Source organism: Qipengyuania sp. (assembly GCF_042095715.1).
Taxonomy (GTDB): Bacteria; Pseudomonadota; Alphaproteobacteria; order Sphingomonadales; family Sphingomonadaceae; genus Qipengyuania.
Map to the genome: position 1 here is coordinate 1 of NZ_JBELMO010000056.1, position 22,504 is coordinate 22,504.

20 protein-coding genes are annotated in these 22,504 nt (G+C 64.2%); 2 read left to right on the forward strand and 18 right to left on the reverse strand.

Annotation, left to right across the window (positions count from 1 at the left end; all coding sequences use genetic code 11):
* The 5 genes from ACFDTG_RS12355 to ACFDTG_RS12375 all read right to left on the reverse strand — a co-directional run.
* Positions 1-738: amidohydrolase family protein (locus ACFDTG_RS12355; RefSeq protein ID WP_375291355.1), on the reverse strand; the 738-nt coding region annotated here is incomplete at its 3' end.
* 37 nt (positions 739-775) lie between these two features.
* The gene (gene lpdA, locus ACFDTG_RS12360; protein ID WP_375291356.1) at positions 776-2,188 is read right to left on the reverse strand and encodes a dihydrolipoyl dehydrogenase; all 1,413 of its coding nucleotides are present in this window, start codon (positions 2,186-2,188) and stop codon (positions 776-778) included.
* A 295-nt stretch (positions 2,189-2,483) separates the two neighbouring features.
* Complete coding sequence (locus ACFDTG_RS12365; RefSeq protein WP_375291357.1) at positions 2,484-2,885, reverse strand: acyl-CoA thioesterase; 402 nt, start codon at positions 2,883-2,885, stop codon at positions 2,484-2,486.
* Entirely contained in the window at positions 2,882-3,268 is a 387-nt protein-coding gene (locus tag ACFDTG_RS12370) for a DUF559 domain-containing protein (RefSeq protein WP_375291358.1), read from the reverse strand. The genes ACFDTG_RS12365 and ACFDTG_RS12370 overlap by 4 nt, the downstream gene beginning before the upstream one ends.
* A 65-nt stretch (positions 3,269-3,333) precedes the next feature.
* Positions 3,334-4,671, reverse strand: a complete 1,338-nt coding sequence (locus tag ACFDTG_RS12375) for a pyruvate dehydrogenase complex dihydrolipoamide acetyltransferase (protein WP_375291359.1) — start codon at positions 4,669-4,671, stop codon at positions 3,334-3,336.
* A 131-nt stretch (positions 4,672-4,802) separates the two neighbouring features.
* Here ACFDTG_RS12375 and ACFDTG_RS12380 point away from each other — a divergent pair, with 131 nt between their 5' ends.
* Positions 4,803-5,267 (forward strand): universal stress protein, encoded by a 465-nt coding sequence (locus ACFDTG_RS12380; RefSeq protein ID WP_375291360.1) that lies wholly within the window; start codon positions 4,803-4,805, stop codon positions 5,265-5,267.
* Here ACFDTG_RS12380 and rnr read toward each other — a convergent pair whose 3' ends face one another.
* From rnr to ACFDTG_RS12430, 10 genes are all read right to left on the reverse strand, one after another.
* On the reverse strand, positions 5,268-7,652 hold the full coding sequence (rnr, locus tag ACFDTG_RS12385) for a ribonuclease R (RefSeq protein ID WP_375291361.1): 2,385 nt from the start codon (positions 7,650-7,652) through the stop codon (positions 5,268-5,270). It abuts the gene before it with no gap.
* A 22-nt stretch (positions 7,653-7,674) separates the two neighbouring features.
* Entirely contained in the window at positions 7,675-9,048 is a 1,374-nt protein-coding gene (locus tag ACFDTG_RS12390) for a M20/M25/M40 family metallo-hydrolase (RefSeq protein WP_375291362.1), read from the reverse strand.
* A gap of 67 nt (positions 9,049-9,115) precedes the next feature.
* The gene (gene proS, locus ACFDTG_RS12395; RefSeq protein WP_375291363.1) at positions 9,116-10,660 is read right to left on the reverse strand and encodes a proline--tRNA ligase; all 1,545 of its coding nucleotides are present in this window, start codon (positions 10,658-10,660) and stop codon (positions 9,116-9,118) included.
* Positions 10,661-10,708: 48 nt separating this feature from the next.
* The gene (phaR, locus tag ACFDTG_RS12400; RefSeq protein ID WP_375291364.1) at positions 10,709-11,260 is read right to left on the reverse strand and encodes a polyhydroxyalkanoate synthesis repressor PhaR; all 552 of its coding nucleotides are present in this window, start codon (positions 11,258-11,260) and stop codon (positions 10,709-10,711) included.
* 65 nt (positions 11,261-11,325) lie between these two features.
* Positions 11,326-12,363 (reverse strand): alanine racemase, encoded by a 1,038-nt coding sequence (locus ACFDTG_RS12405; RefSeq protein WP_375291365.1) that lies wholly within the window; start codon positions 12,361-12,363, stop codon positions 11,326-11,328.
* Positions 12,364-12,367: 4 nt separating this feature from the next.
* On the reverse strand, positions 12,368-14,053 hold the full coding sequence (locus ACFDTG_RS12410; protein ID WP_375291366.1) for an MFS transporter: 1,686 nt from the start codon (positions 14,051-14,053) through the stop codon (positions 12,368-12,370).
* A 57-nt stretch (positions 14,054-14,110) separates the two neighbouring features.
* The gene (locus ACFDTG_RS12415; protein WP_375291367.1) at positions 14,111-14,548 is read right to left on the reverse strand and encodes an iron-sulfur cluster assembly scaffold protein; all 438 of its coding nucleotides are present in this window, start codon (positions 14,546-14,548) and stop codon (positions 14,111-14,113) included.
* Complete coding sequence (locus ACFDTG_RS12420) at positions 14,545-15,069, reverse strand: CvpA family protein (RefSeq protein ID WP_375291368.1); 525 nt, start codon at positions 15,067-15,069, stop codon at positions 14,545-14,547. The genes ACFDTG_RS12415 and ACFDTG_RS12420 overlap by 4 nt, the downstream gene beginning before the upstream one ends.
* Before the next feature lie 14 nt (positions 15,070-15,083).
* On the reverse strand, positions 15,084-16,451 hold the full coding sequence (gene radA, locus ACFDTG_RS12425; RefSeq protein WP_375291369.1) for a DNA repair protein RadA: 1,368 nt from the start codon (positions 16,449-16,451) through the stop codon (positions 15,084-15,086).
* Positions 16,452-16,453: 2 nt separating this feature from the next.
* Positions 16,454-16,792, reverse strand: coding sequence for a GFA family protein (locus ACFDTG_RS12430; protein ID WP_375291370.1), 339 nt, complete (start codon positions 16,790-16,792; stop codon positions 16,454-16,456).
* 170 nt (positions 16,793-16,962) lie between these two features.
* Here ACFDTG_RS12430 and ACFDTG_RS12435 point away from each other — a divergent pair, with 170 nt between their 5' ends.
* The gene (locus tag ACFDTG_RS12435) at positions 16,963-19,284 is read left to right on the forward strand and encodes a patatin-like protein (protein ID WP_375291371.1); all 2,322 of its coding nucleotides are present in this window, start codon (positions 16,963-16,965) and stop codon (positions 19,282-19,284) included.
* Positions 19,285-19,313: 29 nt separating this feature from the next.
* Here ACFDTG_RS12435 and ACFDTG_RS12440 read toward each other — a convergent pair whose 3' ends face one another.
* The 3 genes from ACFDTG_RS12440 to dnaK all read right to left on the reverse strand — a co-directional run.
* The gene (locus tag ACFDTG_RS12440; protein WP_375291372.1) at positions 19,314-19,802 is read right to left on the reverse strand and encodes a low molecular weight protein-tyrosine-phosphatase; all 489 of its coding nucleotides are present in this window, start codon (positions 19,800-19,802) and stop codon (positions 19,314-19,316) included.
* Positions 19,799-20,920: a molecular chaperone DnaJ gene (dnaJ, locus tag ACFDTG_RS12445; RefSeq protein WP_375291373.1), complete on the reverse strand. Its 1,122-nt coding sequence runs from the start codon at positions 20,918-20,920 to the stop codon at positions 19,799-19,801. The genes ACFDTG_RS12440 and dnaJ overlap by 4 nt, the downstream gene beginning before the upstream one ends.
* 66 nt (positions 20,921-20,986) lie before the next feature.
* The coding region (gene dnaK, locus ACFDTG_RS12450; RefSeq protein ID WP_375291374.1) for a molecular chaperone DnaK at positions 20,987-22,504 on the reverse strand (1,518 nt) is incomplete at its 5' end.

Sequence of the window (22,504 nt, forward strand, 5' to 3'; positions counted from 1 at the left end):
GCCATGAGCATGGGCCGCGGCTTTCAGACCCCAGAAATGCGCCTCGTCCGCGATGGCGTCCAGCTCGGCCTGCGAGAGCTGCTGGATTCCCGGCACCGTGTTGCGGCTGAACACCCCGCCGGTGGCGCAGGCCTTGATCACCTCGGCCCCGTATTTGCGTTGCTCGCGAACGCGGCGGCGCAGTTCCTCCGGCGTATCGCCCACCGCGGGGCTCTTGCGGTTGAAGCTGGGCGGCAGGAAGGTCTCGTCACAATGGCCGCCCGTCGCCCCCAGCGCATAATTGGCGTTCACGATGCGCGGGCCGGGGAGCCAGCCTTCCTCGATCGCCTGATCCAGCCCGGCGACGTTGTAATCGCTGTCGCCCACGTTCCGCACGGTGGTGAAACCGGCCTTCAGCATCCGCTGCGCGTTGGCGGCGGCGAGAAAGGCGGCAAACCGATCGGTGAACTGGAGGGCGCTATAGCCGCCGTATTCGGGCCGCCCATCCAGATGGACATGCATGTCGATGAGGCCGGGCAGGATGGTCACCGCGCCCAGATCGGTGACAGTCGCGCCAGCTGGCGCCTCTCCGGTCGCAACGCCGGTGATGCGCCCGTCTTCCACCGCGATCAGCGGATCGGCGACATAGCGCCCCTTCTCCACATCCAGCATGCGGTCGGCGGTGATGTAAGTCGTTTCCGCATATGCCGCGCCCTGCGGCAGCGCTGCCGCGATGAGAAGCATAGCGGCGGATATCATGCGGCGCGGCATCGAATGGTCCCCCAATGTTCGGCGGTCAGATGTGCAGCGCCCGGCCATAAGCGGCCAGGACGCTTTCGTGCATGCTTTCGCTGATGGTCGGGTGCGGGAAGATCGTGTTCATCAGTTCCGCCTCGGTAGTCTCCAGCGTCTTGCCCACGACATAGCCCTGGATCATCTCGGTCACTTCGGCGCCCACCATGTGCGCGCCCAGCAGTTCGCCGGTCTTCGCATCGAACACCGTCTTCACGAAGCCTTCAGCCTCGCCCAGCGCGATGGCCTTGCCATTGCCGATGAAGGGGAAGGTGCCTGCCTTCACCTCGTGCCCCGCTTCCTTCGCCTTGGCCTCGGTCAGGCCGACGCTGGCGATCTGCGGGTGGCAGTACGTGCAGCCGGGGATATTGTTGCGGTCCAGCGGATGGGGGTGGACGTCCTTGTTGCCCAGTTCCTTGGCAATGGCTTCTGCACAGGTGACCCCTTCGTGGCTGGCCTTGTGCGCCAACCAGGGGCCGGGGGTGCAATCCCCGATGGCCCACAACCCCTTGGACTTGGTGCGTCCGTAATCGTCGATCTGAATGAAGCCGCGATCCATGTCCGCCAGCTTTTCAAGGCCGATATTCTCGGTGTTCGGCACGATGCCGATGGCAGTGATGCAATGGCTGAACTCGGTTTCGCTGACCTTGCCGGACTTGTCCTTGATATTGGCCTTCACGCCCTTGTCGCTAACCTTCAGGTCCTCGACACCCGCGCCGGTCATGATGGTCATGCCCTGCTTGGTCAGGCTCTTTTCCAGGAAAGCGGACACGTCCTTGTCCTCCACCGGCACGATCCGGTCGAGCATTTCCACGACGGTCACGTCGCAGCCCATGTCATTGTAGAAGCTGGCGAATTCGATCCCGATCGCGCCGCTGCCGATGACCAGCAGCTTCTTGGGCATTTCGGGCGGCGTCATGGCGGTGCGGTAGGTCCACACGCGCTTGCCGTCGGCCTTGGCGAAAGGCAGGTCACGCGCGCGCGCGCCGGTGGCGACGATCACATGCTTGGCGGTGAGCTTCTCCTCACCCTTGTCACCCTTCACGGTCAGGCTGGTGGGGCCGGTCAGCGTGCCCTCCCCCATGTGGACCGCGATCTTGTTCTTCTTCATCAGATGCGTGACGCCCTGATTGAGCTGCTTGGCGACGCCGCGGCTGCGCTTCACCACCGCTTCCAGATCGGCCTCGATAGCACCGGCAATCTTCAGGCCGTAATCCTTGGCGTGCTGGGCGTAATGCAGGATCTCCGCCGAACGCAGCAGCGCCTTGGTGGGGATGCAGCCCCAATTGAGGCAGATGCCACCCAGCAGTTCGCGTTCCACGATAGCAGTCTTCAGACCCAACTGCGCACAGCGGATCGCCGCGACATAGCCGCCGGGGCCGCTTCCAAGCACGATGACGTCGTAATTTTCAGCCATGATTCGTCCGTGTTACCTATCGATTCGTGAGAGACATGGACCGTTTGGACCACGGTCCAGGGGGAAGTTTTGTAACCTTGCCCACAAACCCGTCACCTTGCCGGATTTGCGCGCCACCTTTGGCTGCATGGGCGTCACCTTGCGCGGGCCGGGCGTAACCTTGCGCAGGATCGCTGTCACCTTGTGCAGCCCGGGCGTCACCTTGCGAGGCAGCTCAGGGGCAAGGATTTGCAGGGATGTAACAGTGGTCATACGAGGGAGAATGGCACGGCGCGGGCCATGTAGGACAGCATAATCAGCCATCGTTCTCGGCGCTGATCGGCATGGCCGCTTCCCCTATCGCGCGCGGGCGGTTGTCATCGTCCAGCAGGACAAATTTGAAGATGCCCTGCGCGACCTTGGTCGTCGCCTCGCCATTGCGTTCGCGCCCGATGGCCTCGACCGCGATGGTGAGCGAGGTCGTGCCGGTTTCGGCGATCTCGCCATAGACGCTGAGCTCGTCACCCACTGCCATCGCGCCGGGAAAGGCGAAATCGGTCGCGCTGACGACCACCGCCTTGCCCTGCCCCACGCGGCTCGCAAGACTTCCGGCGCCAAGCGCCATCTGCGCCATCAGCCAGCCTCCGAACACCCCGCCATAGGGGTTGAGGTCGGCAGGCATCGCGGTGGCGCGAATGAGGGGGGATGGGTCAGTCATAGCCCCTCTCCCCTTGCGGGAGAGGGGTTGGGGAGAGGGGGCAGCATTTCGTCGATGGCAGTTGCCACACCCTCTGGATTGCCGAGGATCTCGTTGTTCCAAAAGCGCATCACGCGAAAACCTTGGCCCTCCAGCCAAGCTGTTCGCATAGCGTCCTCGGAACTCTCGGCATGTTGGGACCCATCGGCCTCAATAATAAGGCGCGCGCCAAAGCAGACGAAATCGACGATGTAATCACCAATCTGCTCCTGCCGCTTGAACTTCCAGCCGCCAAGCCGCTTGCCTCTCAGCAGCGACCATAATTTGCGTTCCGCGTCCGTCGGGTTCCTGCGATTGCGTTTCGATAGATCGAGGAGGCTAGACCTGCCCCCTCTCCTTCCCACCCGCTGGCGCGGGCGGGCCCCTTCCTCTCCCGCAAGGGGAGAGGAGATTGGATCGGCGTGAGTCCTCAAGCCACCAGCCCCAGCGGTGCCTCCACCAGCGCCTTGAACGCCTGCATCAGTTCCGCGCCCGTCGCGCCGTCGATGGCGCGGTGATCGAAGCTGCCCGTGGCGGTCATCACGGTGGCGATGGCGAGCGCATCGTCGACGACATAGGGCCGCTTCTCACCCGCGCCGACGGCCATGATCATCGCATGGGGCGGATTGATCACCGCCTCGAACTGCTTGATCCCGTACATGCCGAGGTTGGAGAGGCTGGCGGTGCCGCCCTGGTATTCCTGCGGCTGAAGCTTGCCCTCGCGCGCCTTGTCCACCAGTCCTTTGAACTCTGCCGCGATGGCGCCGACCGACTTGCTGCCCGCATCGGTGACGATGGGGGTGATCAGCCCGCTGGGCGCGGCCACCGCCACCGAGATATCGGCGCGCGAATAGCGGCGCAGTGTCTCGCCCGCGAAGGCCACGTTGCAATCGGGCACCTGGATCAGCGCCTTGGCCAGTGCCTTGATCAGCAGGTCGTTCACGCTGAGCTTGATGCCCTGCGGCTCCAGCGCCTTGTTGAGCTCGCCGCGCAGCTTGAGCAGAGCATCCAGACGCACGTCGATAGCGAGGTAGTAATGCGGGACGGTCTGCTTCGCCTCGGTCAGGCGGCGCGCGATGACCTTGCGGACATTGCCCAGCTTCTCGTCCTCATGCGGGATTCCGAAATCGGGGATCGAGGTGGGCGCGGAGGAAGGCGTGCCTTCGGCCGATACCGCGGTCGTTGGCTTTTCGAGCTTGGATTCGGGCGCGGCGGCCTTGCCGGGCTTCACGCCATCGAGATCGGCCTTCACGATGCGGCCATTGGGGCCGCTGCCTGTCACGCCGGCGAGATCGATTCCTTGCTGTTCGGCGATCCGCTTGGCGAGCGGGGAGGCGATGATGCGATCCCCGTCCGGCTTGGGCGCGGCGCTCTTGGAGCCAGACGCCGGGGACGGAGACGGGGCGGGCTCTTCGGTGCGCTTCTTCTCTTCCTCGACCTCTTCCTTGCGCTCTTGCTTGGCGGTTTCTTCCTTGGGCGCTTCGTCCTTGGCGGGGGCGGCGTCCGCCACATCGCTGGCATCCTCGCCCTCACCCGCCAGCACGGCGATCACCGTGCCGACTTTCACGCCTTCAGTACCTTCGGCCACGTCGATCCGGGCGATTGTGCCTTCGTCCACGGCCTCGAACTCCATCGTGGCCTTGTCGGTCTCGATCTCGGCCATGATGTCGCCGGCGCTTACCGTGTCGCCTTCCTTTACGAGCCATTTGGCGAGCGTGCCCTCCTCCATGGTGGGGGACAGAGCGGGCATCTTGATCTCGGTAGGCATGGGTAGACGATGGTCCTTCGCTGGGGAGGCGGTTGCGCCCCCGTCTGGCCAAAACACGATCCGCGCGCAAGTTTCTTGCAGACCCGATGCGTTTCCAGATACATCGCGCCTGGGGAGAAACGGGGAAAACGATGCGAATTTATCTGGTTGTGATGGACGAGACGAACGAAGCCAAGACCGCGCTTCGCTTCTCCTCCATCCGGGCGCGCGAAACCGGCGGGCGGGTGCATATCCTGGCGCTGGTGCCGCGCCAGAACTTCAACGCCTTTGGCGGAGTGCAGGCCACCATCGAGCGCGAGGCGGCGGAGCGGGCGGAGGTGATGGCCAATGCGGCTGCGGGGAACATCTTCGCCGAAAGCGGCAAGATGCCCACCATCGCCGTGCGACCCGGCAACGCCAACGAGGTGATCCGCAAATATCTGGACGAACACGGCGACATCGCCGCGCTGGTGCTGGGCGCGCATGCCGATGGATCGCCCGGCCCGCTGGTCACGCATTTCGCGCATACGGCGGGAACGCTGCCCTGCCCGCTCTACATCATCCCCGGCGGACTGGAGACGGCGGAAATCGATTCGCTGGCCGAACGGGGCGCCTGATCAGCGCTTCTTGCCGCGCCCCTGATGGCGAATGTTGCCGGGGCGGCCACGCTTGCCCTGCTCATGCGACTGGCGGGGGGCACTAGTGCCTTTTCCTGCGCCCTTCCCCGGGCCCTTCTTCGGTCCCTTGCTCGGCTTGTCGCCCGATTTGGCGTCGCCCCCCTTTGACCGCGATGGCTTGCGCCGTGGGGGTGGCCGGTCGCCCCGGCGCTCGATCCCGCGGCCTTCGCTGCCCGGAACTTCGAACTTGAGCGCGCCGGTCAGCGGGTTCGATTCGGCCAGCTTCAACTCCAGCCTGTCGCCGGTGTTGTAGGTTGTGCCGCTGTCTTCGCCGATCAGCGCCTGCGCCGCCTCGTCATAGCGGAAATGCTCGCGGCCCAGCGTGCTGACGGGCACCAGTCCGTCGCCGCCCAGCCCGAGAATGGTGGCGAAGAAGCCGAAACCCTGCACACCCGTGATGCGCGTCTGGAAGGTCTCGCCCACGCGCTCGGCCAGATAGGCGGCGACATAGCGGTCGATGGTGTCCCGCTCTGCCTCCATGGCGCGGCGTTCGGTCTGGCTGATGGCATCGGTGATCTGGCTGAGATTGGAGCGGTCCCGGTCGGCCAGCCCGCTCTTCTCGGGCAGGTCCGATTTCGGTTTGGGCTGCTCCAGCTTGTAGGCATCCACCAGCGCGCGATGCACCAGAAGGTCGGCATAACGGCGGATCGGCGAAGTGAAATGCGCATAGCTTCCAAGCGCGAGACCGAAGTGGCCCGCATTCTCCGGCCCGTAATAGGCCTGCATCTGCGTGCGCAGCACCGCCTCCATCACCAGCGCCTTTTCCGCCTCGTCTGAAATATCCTTCAGGATGCGGTTGAAGATGCCCGGCGTAATGACTTGCCCCAGCGCCAGCTTGCGGTCCTGCGTGGCGAGATATTCGCGCAGCGCCAGCAGCTTCTCGCGGCTCGGGGTTTCGTGAATGCGGTAGACGACGGGGGCGGTCTTCGCCTCCAGCGCCTTGGCGGCGGCGACATTGGCCGCGATCATGAAATCTTCCACCACCCGGTGCGCATCGAGCCGTTCTCGCAGCGCGATCTCGGAGATTTTGCCCTTGTCGTCCAGTTTCACCTGGCGCTCCGGCAGGTCGAGGTTCAGCGGGTCGCGCTCGACCCGCGCCTTGTTCAGCAGCTTCCAGGCATCCCACAGATGCTTGAGATGCTCGGGCGGATTTTCTCCGTCCATCGCGGCCTGCGCATCTTCATAGGCGTGGTTGTGCGCGATGCGGACGATGGCGCGCGTGAAGCGCCACTTGGTGACCTTCCCCTGCGGCGAGATGGTGATGTGGCAGGCCATCGCCGCCCGGTCCTCGCCCTCGACGAGAGAACAGACGTTGGCGCTCAGGATTTCCGGCAGCATGGGGACCACGCGGTCGGGGAAATAGACCGAATTGCCGCGCTTCCGCGCCTCCTTGTCCAGCGCGCCGCCGGGCCGGACGTAGAAACTGACATCGGCAATGGCGATCACGGCGCGATAGCCGCCGTCGCCATTGGGTTCGGCCCAGATCGCATCATCGTGATCGCGCGCATCCGCAGGATCGATGGCGACGATGGACAGATCGCGCAGATCCTCACGGTCTTCATGCGACAGCGGCAGATCGGCGGCGCGGTTGGCCTCTGCCAGCGTCTCTTCGGGAAAGACGTGCGGGATGCCGTGCTTGGCGATGGCGATCAGGCTGAAGCTCTTTGGGGCCAGCGGATCGCCGATCACCTCGACCACCTTCACGCCGCTGCGGTCCGATTTGCCAACCCGCTCGGCCAGCACAAGCTCGCCCGCTTCCGCCCCGCCAAGATCGGCGATGGGGGAGGAATTGCGAACCCGCTTGTCCACCGGGGCCAGCCAGCCCTTGCCAGCCTTGTCGATCTCCACGACGCCCATCAGCCCTTCGGTCCGGGCGGGCAGTTTCTTCATGGGGAAAGCGCGCCAACCCTTGGACGTCTCCTCCGTGCGGGCAAGCACCCGGTCACCGCGTTTCAGGGCGGCGTGACTCTTCTTCTCGACCAGCGTCAGGCGCGGGGCGTCCTTGCCGTCATCGGGTTCCCAATTCTCGGGTTCGGCAATGGCATCGCCATCCTCGATGGCGACGACCTTCAGCACGGTGACCTTGGGCAGGCCGCCCATGCGATGATAGGCGGTTTTCTTGCCGTCGATCAGGCCTTCCTCGGCCATGTCCTTGAGCCGCGCCTTGAGCGCGATCTTTTCCTGGCCCTTGAGGCCGAATGCCTTGGAAATCTCGCGCTTTCCCGCGGGTCCGTCGGCGTTCTGGATGAATTCGAGTATCTGCTCGCGCGAGGGCAGTCCCTCGGCGCGTTGCGGGCGTTTCGCCCCATTCTTCTTGTTTTGCATGTCGACCTATATGGGGATCGGCCTAGTCGCTGTCACCCTCTGTCGCGGAAATCGGCGCGAATTGCCCGCCGGGAACCGCACTGGCCACCGGGCTGCAAGCGCCTCCTGCGGCACAGGCCCGTACGCCCATCAGCCAGTCGTCACCGCGAACCGGGATGATCGCGCTGAACTTGCGCTGGGTTGCGGGAGTAACCGGGCCGGTACCGCTCGGTGTTTCGGAAGCGACGATAGCGAAGTTCTCGGTCCAGTCCGCAGCGTTCGTGCGGCGGCCCACCACTTCGTATATCAGCGCGCCGGGCACGCCATTCCATTCGACCAGCGTGTCGGTGCGAACCGCCGCCTGCGCGGTGGGGGCGGGCGGCATGGGCGCGCTGGCGAGGGCTGCGGCGGTCCGCACGTTCAGCGCGGTGACCTTGGTGAGATAGGGAAAGTCCATCTCGTCCACCGTGTCGCCATAAACCGTGCCGTCTTCGGTGCGCAGATCCTGGTGCTGGTGTTCGTAATCCTCGATGGCGACGGAAAAGCGGACTGCGGGATAGCCTTTCTCAAGGAAAGGAATCTGGTCGCCGCCCCGCCCCATGCGGTCGGTGCGCCAGATTTCCCTGACCTCCAGCGCATCATTGTCCATACCGGCGACGAAGCGCGAAAGATTGCGGCTCGGGCTGTCGTTTTCGCCGCCGTTGCGGCGCTGCGCGGCGCGAGTGCCGTCCGTAAGGTCGAAGCGCGGCCCTTCGCTGAAAACGCGGACATGCGTATCGTCGCATTTGCCATCCGATCCGCAGGACCCGCCCACGATATCGTTGTTGAGCACGGCTTTCACGGTCCACCCCTGCTCTTCGGCGTAATCGGCCAGGAGCCTGCCGCCGAAAAGACCCTGCTCTTCACCGGACAGCAGCGCATAGACGATGGTGACGGGGTATTTCTGCTTCGACAGCACACGGGCCGCCTCGATCGCGAGAGCGGTGCCCGAGGCATCGTCGTTGGCGCCGGGGGCATCGCTTTCGAAATCCAGAACGTCGGAAACGCGGCTGTCGATATGGCCCTGGATTATGACAACCTCGTTCGGACGTTCGGTGCCGCGCTGGATGGCGACCGCGTTGCGCAGGCGGACAGGTTCTGGGATGCGGTCCCCCGTCACCATCCGCTCGGGCAGGACCACCTGGAGGCAGCCGCCGCATTCCCTGCCGATCGCACGGAAGGTGTCGGCGCCCCAATCGATCGCAGCGCCGATTCCGCGGTTCGGGTCGGTCTGGCTCGACAGCGTATGCCGCGTACCGAACGCCACGAGCCGTTCCACATCCGCCTTCAGCCGTGCCTCCGACACCTTTCCATCCGGCGAAGTCTGGGCAGCCAGAGGGGACGACAGGAGGGCGAGCGCGACGGCGAGTTTTCTCATACCCACCTTGTTGCGCGCCAATGCGAGTCGAACAACCCCTTGCGCGAATTCAGCAAGTTCTGCCGATCTAGTAAGCCTTGGCCAGCAGCACGCGTTCCACCGCCGGTTCACCGGTAAAGATGCAGGTTCCGTCGACCGGCACCGCGCCGATGGGCACATTGCGCATGGTGAGCTTCAGCGCTTTGAGGCGCTCCACCACCTTGTCGAGCTCCGCGCCGCTCGGCTTGGACCACTGCACTTCGACCCAGCCGGGGAATGTCGCGCTGGCGGCAAAGTGCTTCTCGACCTCGGCAAAATCGGTGACGCCGCGCGTGATGTTGGCCTCGCGCCGTTCCTGCGCCTCGGTGAAGAGCGCTGCCTGCATATCGGCCAAGATGCCGGGGATGGTTTGGCCGGCAACTTCGCGCGTTGGCGTCTGGAAGGCGGGCTTGCCGTTGTCCGTGTTCCACAGCGCATCGCGGCGCAGCAGGCTGACGACGCCATTGTCCATGTCGCGTCCGCCCACTTCGACGATGACGGGCGCGCCCTTGCGGACCCAGTCCCAGCGCTTCTGAGCCGCCTTGCCCGGCTTGGTATCGAGCAGCACGCGGACAGGTTCGCCCAGCGCATATTGCCCGGCAAGCGCGGCGCGAAGGCCATCGCAATACTCGATCAGCGCAGCATCGCCCTCGTCCTCGCGCAGCATGGGCAGGATCACGACCTGCCACGGTGCGATGCGAGGCGGTACGCGCAATCCGTCATCATCCCCATGCGTCATGATCACGCCGCCGACCATGCGGGTGGACACGCCCCAGCTGGTGGTGTGGGCAAGCGCCTGCGCGCCCTCCTTGTCCTGATAGCGGATACCGCTCGCCTCGGCGAAATTGGTGCCGAGATAATGGCTGGTGCCGGCCTGGAGGGCCTTGCCGTCCTGCATCATCGCCTCGATCGACCATGTTTCGACCGCACCGGGAAATCGCTCGTTCTCGGGCTTCTCGCCCGCCACAACGGGCAGGCTCAGATCTTCCTCGGCAAAGGCGCGATAGACTTCGAGCATGCGCAGCGTATGCTCCTTCGCCTCGGCCTCGTCCGCGTGGGCGGTATGGCCTTCCTGCCATAGGAACTCGCTGGTGCGCAGGAACATCCGGGTGCGCATTTCCCAGCGCACGACATTGGCCCACTGGTTGAGCTTCAATGGCAGATCGCGCCAGCTCTGCACCCAGCGCGCCATGGCATCGCCGATGATGGTCTCGCTGGTGGGGCGAACCACCAGGGGTTCTTCCAGCTTCGCCTCGGGATCGGGGATTAGCCCGCCCTTCCCGTCCGCGATCAGGCGGTGATGGGTGACGACCGCCATTTCCTTGGCGAAGCCGTCGACATGCTCCGCCTCCCGCGCAAAATTGGCGAGAGGGATGAACAGCGGGAAATAGCAATTTTCATGACCGGTCGCCTTGATGCGGTCGTCCAGAAGGCGCTGCATCCGCTCCCAGATGCCCCAGCCCCACGGCTTGATGACCATGCAGCCGCGCACACCCGATTCCTCGGCCATGTCGGCGGCGGTGATGACCTCCTGATACCAGGCGGCGAAGTCGTCGGCGCGCTTCGTCGAAAGCGCATGGCGGATCTGGGCCACGGAAATTGTCCTGCGAACGGGGTGGGGCGATGGTGACGCCCGCTTAGGTTATTTGGAAAGCTGGTCCAGCTTCTTCTGCATTTCCGCCATCTGCTCGCGCAGGGTGGACAGATCGTCTCCTTCGGACGGCTTCGGCGCAGGCGCGCCCTTGCCGGCGGGCATGAAGGCTTCCGCCGCGGCGCGCATCATGGCGATATTCGTTTCCGCCATCTTGGCGAAGGGATTGGCCGAAAGTCCCTGCTGCCAGGCGGTGGTAAGCTCCTCGCGGTTCTTGCGGAAGCTGGCCATGCTGGCTTCGAGATAGCCGGGGATCATGGCCTGCACCGAATTGCCGTACATGCCGATAAGATCGCGCAGGAAGCTGACCGGCAGCATGTGCGCTTCGCCCGAGCTTTCCTGGTCGAGGATTATCTGCGCCAGGATCTGGTGGGTGATATCTTCGCCGCTCTTGGCGTCCAGCACCTGAAAATCGATCTCGTCGCGAACCATCTCGGCGATGTCGTCGAGCGTGATATAGCTCGATGTGCCGGTGTTGTAGAGGCGGCGGTTCGCGTATTTCTTGATGACGGTCGGCCCGCCATCGTTCGATTTTCTGGCCATTCGGAATCTCTCCCCGTTCCGCCCTGCCTTAGCACTTGCGATAGCTGCGGCGCAACACGCAGTCCTCAACCGAAACGATCGCCCAGCAATGTCAGCAATTCATATTGGGAAAGAGCGGTTTGCTGCGCAGCAACGGGAAGGTGATAGGGTAGTTCAACCCACGCCCCCTCCGACAGGTCCGGAGCGGCGGAAAGATCGATCACGATCATATCCATGGAAATGGTGCCAAGGATGGGAAGCTGCCGGTCTCCGGACTGAAACGCCGAGCCGCGCCAGGCTCGCAGGATCCCGTCGGCGTAACCCAGCGACACGATCCCTGCGCGCATCGGGCGGGGGGCGGTGAAGGTTGCATTGTACCCCACCTTGTCTCCCGCCGACAGATCCCTGACCATCATGATCTGCGCCTCCGGGAAAGCCACCTGCCGGACCACGCCCTCCAGTGCCGGCGAGGGGACACCGCCGTAGAGAGACAGGCCGGGCCGCGTCAGGTCGAAGCAATAATCCGGGCCCAGTCCAATTCCCGCGCTGTTGGCCAGGCTCGCGTAGCGGTGGGGAACTGCCGCGACGACATCGCGGAATGCGGCAAGCTGTTGCGGGTTCATCTCGCTGGCCTCGTCGGCGCAGGCCAGATGGCTCATCAACACTACGGTTTCGAGTTGCGAAACTATCGGATCGCCGATTTCGCGAAGCGCCAGCCCCAGCCGGTTGATTCCGGTATCCACCATCAGGTGGCATGGCCCTCCCCCGCTTTCCAACCAGATCGCGGCTTGTCTCAACGAGTTGATGACGGGCCTTACCCCGGTTTGGCGAGCGAACCGGGCTTCCTCCGCACTCGTTGGTCCATGGAGGACGGAAAGAGCCGGACCCTCGATATGTCGAAGGGCGCGCGGCACCTCCTGCCAATGCGCGACGAAATAATCGCGAGCACCGGCGTTGCGCAGCACCGGAAGGCAGCGGTCGATCCCGAGGCCATAGCAATCGGCCTTGATAGCGGCCCCCGCCCTGCCCGGACTGCTCATGCGGTCGAGCGCGCGCCAGTTCGCGGCCAGTGCTGTCTCATCGATACGCAGCCGCAAAATCGGCGGCGGGGGCACGGCAGTCATCGGATCACGGTAGCGAAGGAGCAACCGGCGGCGAATGGGGATTCTCGCCATCGGAAAAATCGCGCGGCGGTCCGCCGGGCAGGCCCCACCAGGCAACCAGCAGGCCGAAGGCCATAACCACCCAGCAATACCACAGGCCCGCATAGGCATTACCGGTCGACGCGACGATATAGCCTGCGATCAGAGGCAGGAACCCGCCCAGATATCCCGCGCCGATGTGATAGGGTATGGACATGGAAGAATAGCGGATGCGCGCCGGGAACATCTCGGTCAGAAGCGCCGCCACCGAGCCATAGGTCAGCGCCGACAGCAGGCCGAGCGCACAAAGCAGGGCGATAATGCCGATAAGATTGGGCAGCGGCGGGGTCTGCCTGCTGAAATCATAGCCCTGATTGCCGAGAAACTCCTCCAGAACCGAGCGCCGCTCTGCTTCCTGGACGGCTTCAGGCCACCAACTCTCCGATCCCGCAGTCAGCCGCACCGAATAGGCTTCGGCGGGAGTATTCGTGGCTGGCGTCCCCTCCCGGATCGAATAGCTGACCCCCAATGCAGTGAGATCGGACAACAGGCGGCCGCAGGCGGTGTCCTGTTCGCTTGCGATGGGGTCGTAATCGCAAGCAGCCCCTTCGACCACCACCGGCGCGGACCGGGCGCTGGAGGCCAACCCCGGATTGCTGAGCGCGCCGAGCCCCCAGAAGATCGGGAACAGGAAAATCAGCGTCGCCACCGCACCGATAATGATCGGTTTCTTGCGCCCCACCCTGTCGGACCACTTTCCAACCAGAACGTAGAAACTCATCGAGATCAGCCCGGCGATCAGCACCACCATTTCGGTTACGCCTTCGTCCATCCGCATCGCGCCTCGCAGGAAGGAGAGGCCGTAGAAGAAGGCGGTGTACCAGATCACGGTCAGCACCCCCGCCACGCCAAAGAGCGCCACGAAGATCCGGCGTTTGTTGCCGGGATATGTGAAGCTTTCGACAAAGGGGTTGCCCGCCGTCTCGCCGGCCGCCTTCATTGCCTGAAACACCGGGCTTTCGGACAGCTTCAGCCGCATCCACAAGCTGATGAGCAGCAACACGATGGAGAGCAGGAACGGGACGCGCCAGCCCCAGGCGGCAAAATCGTCAGGCGGGATCGCGGCGCGGCACAGCAGCACCACGATGATCGAAAGCACGAAGCCGCCGACCACGCTGGCCTGAATGAAGCTGGTATAGAACCCGCGCTTTTCCGGCGGGGCGTGCTCGGCGACATAGATCGCGGCTCCGCCATATTCGCCGCCCAGCGCCAGGCCCTGGATGATGCGGAACGTGATGATGATGATCGGCGCCGCGATGCCGATGGTTGCGGCCGAAGGTATCAGGCCGACGCCTGCCGTAGCGATGCCCATCAGCGTGACCGTGACCAGGAAGGTGTATTTGCGGCCCAGCCTGTCCCCCAGATAGCCGAAGAGAATGGCGCCGAGGGGACGGAAGCCGAAGCCGACCGCGAAACCTGCCCAGACCAGCAGAAGTTCCAGCGTCTCATTGCCGCTGGGGAAAAACGCACGTCCGATCAGGGCAGCCAGCGTGCCGTAGATGAAGAAATCGTACCATTCGAAGATCGTCCCCGCGCTGGACGCGGCGATGACCAGCCGGATTTCCTTCGCACTCGGTTCGCGACTTCCCTGTGTCGCGGCGGCGGTTGCCATGCCCTGCCCTCCCCTTCGTCCGGCCCGTCTCTTCAAATTCGCGGCGCGCAGGCAGGTCTAATTCGTGACCGCCGGATTGGGAAGCGCCGCAAGAGCCGCCTTCCACGGCAAGAGGATGGCATCGTGGCGCGCGGGATAGGCTCGCGCGGCCTCCAGGATCTCGATGTCCGGCCAGTCGGGGGCGCTGCCCCGGTCGGCCAGCCAGGCTTTCAGCGCCGCCAGCGCCTCCGCGATATCGTTATAGCCACGGCCCCTCACACTGCGCAAAAACAGCGCTGCTGCCGCCTGGCCGATGGCACATGCCCTTACGCGGGCCCCCACGTCGGAAACCGCGCCATCTTCATCCTGATACAGGCCGATCGCGATACGGCTGCCGCATGGCTGGGCCCCGATTTCGGCGGTGAGAGGAGCGCCGCTAGCCAGCGGAGAGTCGGCGAGTTCGACGGCCAGGGCGAGGATCTGCGGCGTGTAGAGCGTCGTCGGAACCGCGCTCATGGTGCTTCGGTATCTTGGCCCTCGCGCAGATGTCGACGGCGCTCGGCAATGATCTCCACCAGGCTGCGCGATCCTGCATCGACGAGTTCATAGCTGCGCGCCGTCACGATCCAGCTGGGACGGCCGCCGTAACCCCAGACCGTATCGTAGCCGAGCACGAGCAGGGAGAACGCCACGACCGCGACCAGCATACCCTTGAGCGCTCCGAAGCCGAAGCCGAGTACGCGGTCGATTGGCCCTAACACCGACGATCGCGCCGCGTTGCCGAGATTGTTGGCGATGACTTTCATCGCCGCATAGGGGATGAGCAAGAGGAGCGCGAAGGCGAGGATCGCGGTGGTGATGGTCGCGCCCAGATATTCCGAAAGCTGCGCCGTCAACGGCGTGTGGATGAAGCGGATCGCAAGCGCGGCGAAAATCCACGCGGCAAGTGAGACGACCTCCTGCACGAAACCGCGCATGAATCCGCCCACGGCAGCTATGCCGACGATGCCCAGTACGATGAAATCGAAACCCGTCATGACCCGACGACCATCTATGGCGTGGCCATCACCCGGTCAACGAGCTTAGACAGTTGATCGATGCGATTATGCGTCAGGTCCGAACCGGTTGCGCCTTCCATCGCTGGCCCATAGGCAGAACCGAAGCCCAGTTTCGCCGCCTCGCGCAAGCGGATCGCACCGTGCGCGACCGGGCGGACCTCTCCCGCCAGGCTCACCTCTCCCAGCCAGACGCTGCGATGGGGTAGCGCGCGGTCGGCAAGGGCGCTGACCAGAGCGGCTGCGACCGCGAGGTCCGCGGCCGGGTCCGAAAGCCGGTATCCCCCCGCGACGTTCAGATAGACCTCGGCCGAACTGAAGTTGAGACCGCAGCGCGCCTCCAGCACAGCCAGCAGCATGGCCAGCCGACCCCCGTCCCAGCCAACCACCGCCCGGCGCGGGGTGGCGCCCGACTGAAGGCGCACGATCAGAGCCTGGATTTCGACCAGCATGGGCCGCGTGCCTTCCATCGCCGGGAATACGGCGCTGCCGGCAAGCGGTTCGTCCCTGCCCGAAAGGAACAGCGCGCTGGGGTTGGCGACCTCCTCCAGCCCCGCGCCCGCCATGGCGAAAACGCCGATTTCGTCCACGGCGCCGAAGCGGTTCTTGATCGCGCGCAGGATGCGGTACTGGTGGCTGCGTTCGCCTTCGAAGCTCATCACCACGTCGACCATGTGTTCCAGCACGCGGGGGCCGGCGATGGAGCCGTCCTTGGTGACATGCCCCACCAGCACCAGCGCCGCCCCGCTTTCCTTGGCGAAACGAATCAGCTCGAACGCGCAACCGCGCACCTGGCTGACCGTGCCCGGAGCTCCTTCGATGGTGTCCGAATACATCGTCTGGATCGAATCGATCACCAGCAGGGCCGGCGGCTCCATCGCGCCGAGACTGGTGAGAATATCGCGGACATTCGTCGCCGACGCGAGCTGCACGGGAGCATCGCCAAGGCCAAGCCTGGAAGCCCGCAGGCGCACCTGTGCCGCCGCTTCCTCTCCGCTCACATAGACCGTGGTCGCACCCGTCCTTGCAATGGCGGCGCCGGCCTGAAGCAACAGCGTGGATTTGCCGATTCCCGGATCGCCGCCCATCAGCACCGCCGAACCGGGCACCAGCCCCCCGCCGAGCGCGCGGTCGAATTCCGCAAGCCCGGTGGGACGGCGCTTGGGCAATTCACCAGGCGCATTCAATCCTGCGAATTCCACCCGCCTGCCACCGCTCGACAGATCGTGCTTTTGGGAGAACACGGTGGCGGGCACATCTTCAACCAGAGTGTTCCATTCCGCACAGTCGGCACACTGCCCCTGCCAGCGGTGGGAGATCGAGCCGCAGGCCTGGCAGACATATTTGCGTTTCGGCTTCGCCATTCTCAGCCCTTCGTCGGATGCCTGTCGAACTGCTTGGCCCCATCGCAGATCGGCAGCCAATCGGGCTTCTCGGCCACAAACTCGTAGAAGCGCACACTCATGTCGAGAGGGTCGTCAAAGCAATTGGCCGGGATCGGAAAACTTTCGCTCTCACCACCCATTTCGCCAAGCGCCGTGCCACACCGAGCGCAGAAGCTGCGAGTGTAGCTGTAGCCCTCTTCCGGTCGGTAGAAAGCGATATCAGCGGCACCGGAATCGAGCGTAAAGTCTTCTCGTTCCACAAAGATGAACGTCGCGGCGCCCACCTTGCGACAGCGCGAGCAATGACAGGTGGCCATCATCGCGGGCTGCCTTGCGACATGGAAGCGAACCGAGCCGCAGCAACAACTACCCTTTAACACCCGGCGTCTCCAATTTGCCCATTACCAAAAGGAACATTAAAAGAACATTTCGATAAAGCAAGCCAGATCCCCCACTGGCCATTGCAGGCGCAAACTGGCACAAGCGCTGCATGCGGCAGAAGGAATTGCGGATCGCACTCGTCTGCTACGGCGGTGTCAGCCTGGCGGTCTATATGCACGGGGTCACCAAGGAGCTGTGGCATCTCGCCCGCGCGAGCCGCGCGTTCCACGGCGGCGGAGGGGCGGAAACCGGGGCCGAAGCCGTTTATCGCGAACTTCTGGAAAAGCTGCGCGACGAGCATGACCTCAAGCTTCGCGTGCTGCCCGACATTCTGAGCGGGGCGAGCGCAGGCGGGATCAATGCGGTGTTTCTGGCGCAGGCCATCCATTCAGGCCAATCGCTCGAGCCGTTGACGGATCTCTGGCTGTCGAATGCGGATGTCGACAAGCTGACTGCGGAAGATGCCAGGCCGGTCTGGCGGTTCGCGAAATTCTGGGCCCAGCCCTTCGCGAGCTGGTTGCTCAACCGCCCCGGCAATGCAGTGAGCGAGACCGTGGCCCCCGAGACGCGCGCGGAAGTACGCGCCAAGGTCAGCCGCTTCATGCGCGGTCGCTGGTTTGCCCCGCCCTTCTCGGGCCTGGGCTTCGCGGGTCTGCTCGAGAATGCCTTCGCGGCGATGGCGGATGCACCCGCGGAGCCTCCGCTGCTCCCTCCCGGTCATCCGCTGGATCTGTTCGTCACGGCGACCGATTTTCGCGGCTATCTCTCCCTGCTGAGGCTGCACAGTCCGCCGGTGGCCGAAGAGAGCGAACATCGCGTTCCGATCAGTTTTTCCAGCAAGACACCCGCCGTCAGCGGACTGGATATTGCCGATCCGCTCTCCCTGGTCCTGGCGGCGCGCGCCACGGCAAGTTTTCCCGGCGCCTTTCCCCCCGCGACCCTGGCGGAGATGGAAGCGCTGGCGAAGCGCACGGGGCGCGAGTGGATCGGTCGCGACGCCTTCATCGCACGGGTTCTGCCGATGCAGCGAGCACAGGACCGGCTTGATGCGCTGGCACTCATCGATGGATCGGTGCTGGTCAACAAACCATTCGAAGGCGCGATTGCCGCCCTGCAAGGCCGCCCGGCGCAGCGCGAGGTCGACCGCAGGTTCGTGTATATCGATCCGAGACCGCACCGCTTCGAGGATTCTCGGGAAGACGCGAGACCGGTAGGTTTCTTCGCCGCGATCTTCGGCTCCCTTTCCACCATCCCCCGCGAACAGCCCATCCGCGATAATCTCGAGCAACTGGACGCGCAGAGCCGGGAAGCGATGCGCCTTCAGCGGCTGCTCGCGACGCTTCGTCCGGAAGTGGATGCAGCTGTCGACAGGCTGTTCGGTCGCACTCTTTTCCTCGATCGCCCCACGCCCCGGCGCCTCCGCACCTGGCGCTCCCGGGCGCAGCAGGCGGCGGCCTTGCAGGCAGGCTATGCCTTCGAAGCCTATTCCCAGGCCAAGATGGCGGGCATTCTGGCCCGTCTCGCCAAGCTATTGTGCGAGGCGGGTACCGGGCTCGGCCCCAGCGACCGAGGGATCGTGGAGGGGGCATTGCGCGAGGAGCTGAGCCGCCGCGGTCTGGATGCGCTGGGGCTCGGCGGTGGCAAGGGTCTCAAAGCCGACGCGATTGCATTTCTGCGAGCGCATGACATCGCCTTTCGCATCAGACGGCTCCGCTTGCTCGCGCGCCGACTGGCGAGGGATTGGGAACGCGACCCCGACATTCCCGACGATGCGCTGGAGAAGGCTCGCGACGCGATCTACGAAATTCTGTCGCTCTATTTCGAGCGCGAGGACGTGGGTGCGCTGGGGCCCGAATTCGCCGGCGTGGCCAAGGACGCGGTCAGCGATCCGGGAACGGCGCTGGACCTGCTGGGGGAAAGGCGCCTGCTACCCGAAGTGGACGATATGGCCGAAGTGATGTTGGCCAATGCGCTGGAGACCATGCCCGCCAATCTCAAGCGGCGCATGCTGCTCACATATCTGGGTTTTCCGTTTTACGACACGGCCACCCTGGTACTGACGCACAACGAAAGCCTGACAGAATTCGACCCGGTCAAGGTCGATCGCATCAGTCCCGAAGACGCGCGCAGCATCCGCGAGGGCGGCACCGCAGCCACCTTGCGCGGAACCGAATTCTACAATTTCGGCGCATTCTTCAGTCGCGCCTATCGCGAAAACGACTACCTATGGGGCCGATTGCACGGGGCGGAGCGGATGGTCGATCTCGTACTGTCGACGTCTGACGTGCAGAACAAGTCGGACGAGGCCCGCAGGATCAAGCGAAAACTCTTTCTCGCCATTCTGGATGACGAAGCAGGCTCCGGCCACCTCGGAAATCGGCTGATCGACCGCATCCGCACAGAAGTGCTGGAATCGAAGTCGCTTAACTGACGGGAACGCGGGGGGGTGAGAGCCGGATGCTACTCCGAAACTGTCCTGCCTGATAGCTTGCCGACTAGCGCCTTGGCGGCTGCGGTCGCATCTTCCCACGTATCGGCGAAATTCTCCTCGCCGCCGTGATAGGGGTCGGCGATGCTGGCACCTTCTCGGCCCGGGACGACATCCATCAAAAGCGCAATCGAGGCTGTCGCATCGGCAGGTGCCCTGTCCTTGATGTCGGCAAGGTTCTGCGCGTCCATCGCGAAGATATGCGTGAACCGGCGGTAATCGTCTTGAGTAAGCTGTCTGGCGCGCTGGTCGGAAATATCCACGCCCGCTTCCATCGCGACAGCTTGGGAGCGTTCGTCCGGCAGCGAGCCGACGTGCCAGTCACCCGTCCCCGCGGAGTCGATTTCGATATCAAGTCCGGCCTTGCGCGCTTCCCGGCGAAAGGCAGCCTCCGCCAGCGGCGAGCGGCAGATATTGCCCAGGCAGACGAACAATACGGCAGGTCGCCCGTTGTTGCTCACGCCCCGAACGCACCCTTGAGCTTGTCGAAGAAGCCGAGACTTTCCGGACATTCCTCGCCGGTTTCCAGCTCGCGAAACTGTTCCAGCAGCGTGCGCTGTTCCTTGCTCAGCCGCGTCGGCGTTTCCACCGCGATCTCCACCACCAGATCGCCGCGACCCCTGCCCTGCAATACCGGCATCCCGGCCCCACGCTGACGGAGCTGTTTGCCAGACTGGAGCCCAACCGGGATGGAGAGCGAAATCGCCTCACCGTCGATACCAGGGAGCTCGATCGTGCCGCCCAATGCAGCCGTAGTGAAGGTGATCGGCACGCGGGTGGCCAAGGTGGTGCCTTCGCGCTGGAAGATCGAATGGGGCTTCACATGGACGAAGATGTAGAGATCGCCCGGCGGCGCCCCGCGTGGACCAGCCTCGCCCTTGCCCGAAAGCCGGATACGTGTGCCGCTGTCGACACCGGGCGGCACATCCACCGCCAAAGTCTGCGGCGCATCGACCCGCCCCTCTCCGCGACAGTCGCGGCACGGGCTTTCGATCACCTCGCCCCGCCCATGACAATTGGGGCAGGCGCGCTCGACCACGAAAAAGCCCTGCTTGGCGCGGACCTTGCCGTATCCCGAGCACAGGTTGCAGCGGCGGGTGCCGGTGCCCGGCGTGGCGCCGGAGCCATGGCAGGTTTCGCAGGTCTGGCTTATCTCGACTTCGATCTCGGTCGATTTGCCGTGGAAGGCCTCTTCGAGAGTGACCTCCATGTCATAGCGCAGGTCGGCGCCGCGGCGCGACTGCGCCTGGCCGGCCGCGCCTCCGAAGGCAGAGCCGAAGATGGTTTCGAAGATATCGCCGATATCGCCGAAATCCTGAGGACCATGGCCTCCCCCGCCCATGCCCTGCTGGAAGGCGGCGTGGCCGAAGCGGTCGTATGCAGCGCGCTTCTGCGGGTCCTTGAGACATTCGTAGGCGGCGGACACCGCCTTGAACTTGTCCTCGTTTTCCTTGCACCCCGCATTGCGATCGGGGTGATACTTCATGGCGAGCTTGCGATAGGCCGACTTGATCGTCGCCCCATCGGCGTCTCGGGAAACGCCCAGCGTTTCGTAAAAATCTATTTCTGTAGCAGGCATAGTTGATCCCCTACCCGCCGCCGCTCCCGAGGGACACCGGCGGCGGGGGGTTTATCATCTGGCGTCTCAGCCCTTGGCGTCTTCGTCGACTTCCGAGAATTCGGCGTCGACCACGTCTTCTTCCGAACCACCTTCGGACCCGGCGGCTGCGCCGTCCTGCGGAGCGGCGGAAGCGTTGGCCTGTTCCTGTTCGTAGATCGACTGGCCCATCTTCATCGCCGACTGGGTCAGGTCCTGAGCCGCCGAATTGATCGCTTCTGCATCGTCGCCTTCGAGCGCGGTCTTGACCGCCGCGATCTTGGTCTCGACTTCGCTCTTGAGAGCGGAGTCGATCTTGTCGCCATGCTCTTCAAGCTGCTTTTCGGTCGCGTGGACGAGACTGTCTGCCTGGTTGCGGGCTTCGGCGCTTTCGCGGCGCTTCTTGTCCTCTTCGGCGAACTTCTCGGCATCCTTGACCATCTGGTCGATGTCGCTCTCGTTGAGACCGCCCGAGGCCTGGATGCGGATCTGCTGCTCCTTGCCGGTGCCCTTGTCCTTCGCGCTGACGTTCACGATGCCGTTGGCGTCGATGTCGAAGGTGACCTCGATCTGGGGCACGCCGCGCGGGGCGGCAGGGATGCCGACCAGATCGAACTGGCCGAGCATCTTGTTGTCGGCCGCCATTTCGCGCTCGCCCTGGAAAACCCGGATGGTCACCGCGTTCTGATTGTCTTCCGCGGTGGAATAGGTCTGGGTCTTCTTGGTCGGGATCGTCGTATTGCGGTCGATCATGCGCGTGAACACGCCGCCCAGCGTCTCGATACCCAGCGACAGCGGGGTCACGTCGAGCAGCAGCACGTCCTTCACGTCGCCCTGAAGAACACCGGCCTGAATGGCGGCGCCCATGGCCACGACTTCATCGGGGTTCACACCCGTGTGGGGCTTCTTGCCGAAGAATTCTTCGACCACTTCGCGCACCTTGGGCATGCGGGTCATGCCGCCGACCAGGACCACTTCGTCGATACCGCCCTTGTCGAGCCCGGCATCGGCCAGCGCCTTCTTGCACGGTTCCAGCGTACGCTTGATAAGATCGCCCACCAGCTGTTCCAGCTTGGAGCGGGTCAGCGTTTCTACCAGATGCAGCGGGGTGGTGCTGCCACCTTCCATGCGCGCAGTGATGAAGGGCAGGTTGATTTCGGTCTGGGCCGAAGACGAAAGCTCGATCTTGGCCTTCTCGGCAGCTTCCTTCAGACGCTGAAGAGCGAGCTTGTCGGTCTTCAGGTCCATGTTTTCCTTCTTCTTGAACTCGTCCGCGAGATATTCGACGATCGCGGTGTCGAAGTCCTCGCCGCCCAGGAAGGTGTCGCCGTTGGTCGACTTCACTTCGAAGACGCCGTCGCCGATCTCCAGGACCGAGATGTCGAAGGTGCCGCCGCCAAGGTCGTATACGGCGATGGTCTTGCCGTCTTCCTTGTCGAGGCCATAGGCCAGCGCCGCAGCCGTCGGCTCGTTGATGATACGCAGCACTTCGAGACCCGCGATCTGGCCGGCGTCCTTGGTCGCCTGGCGCTGCGCGTCGTTGAAGTAGGCAGGAACGGTGATGAC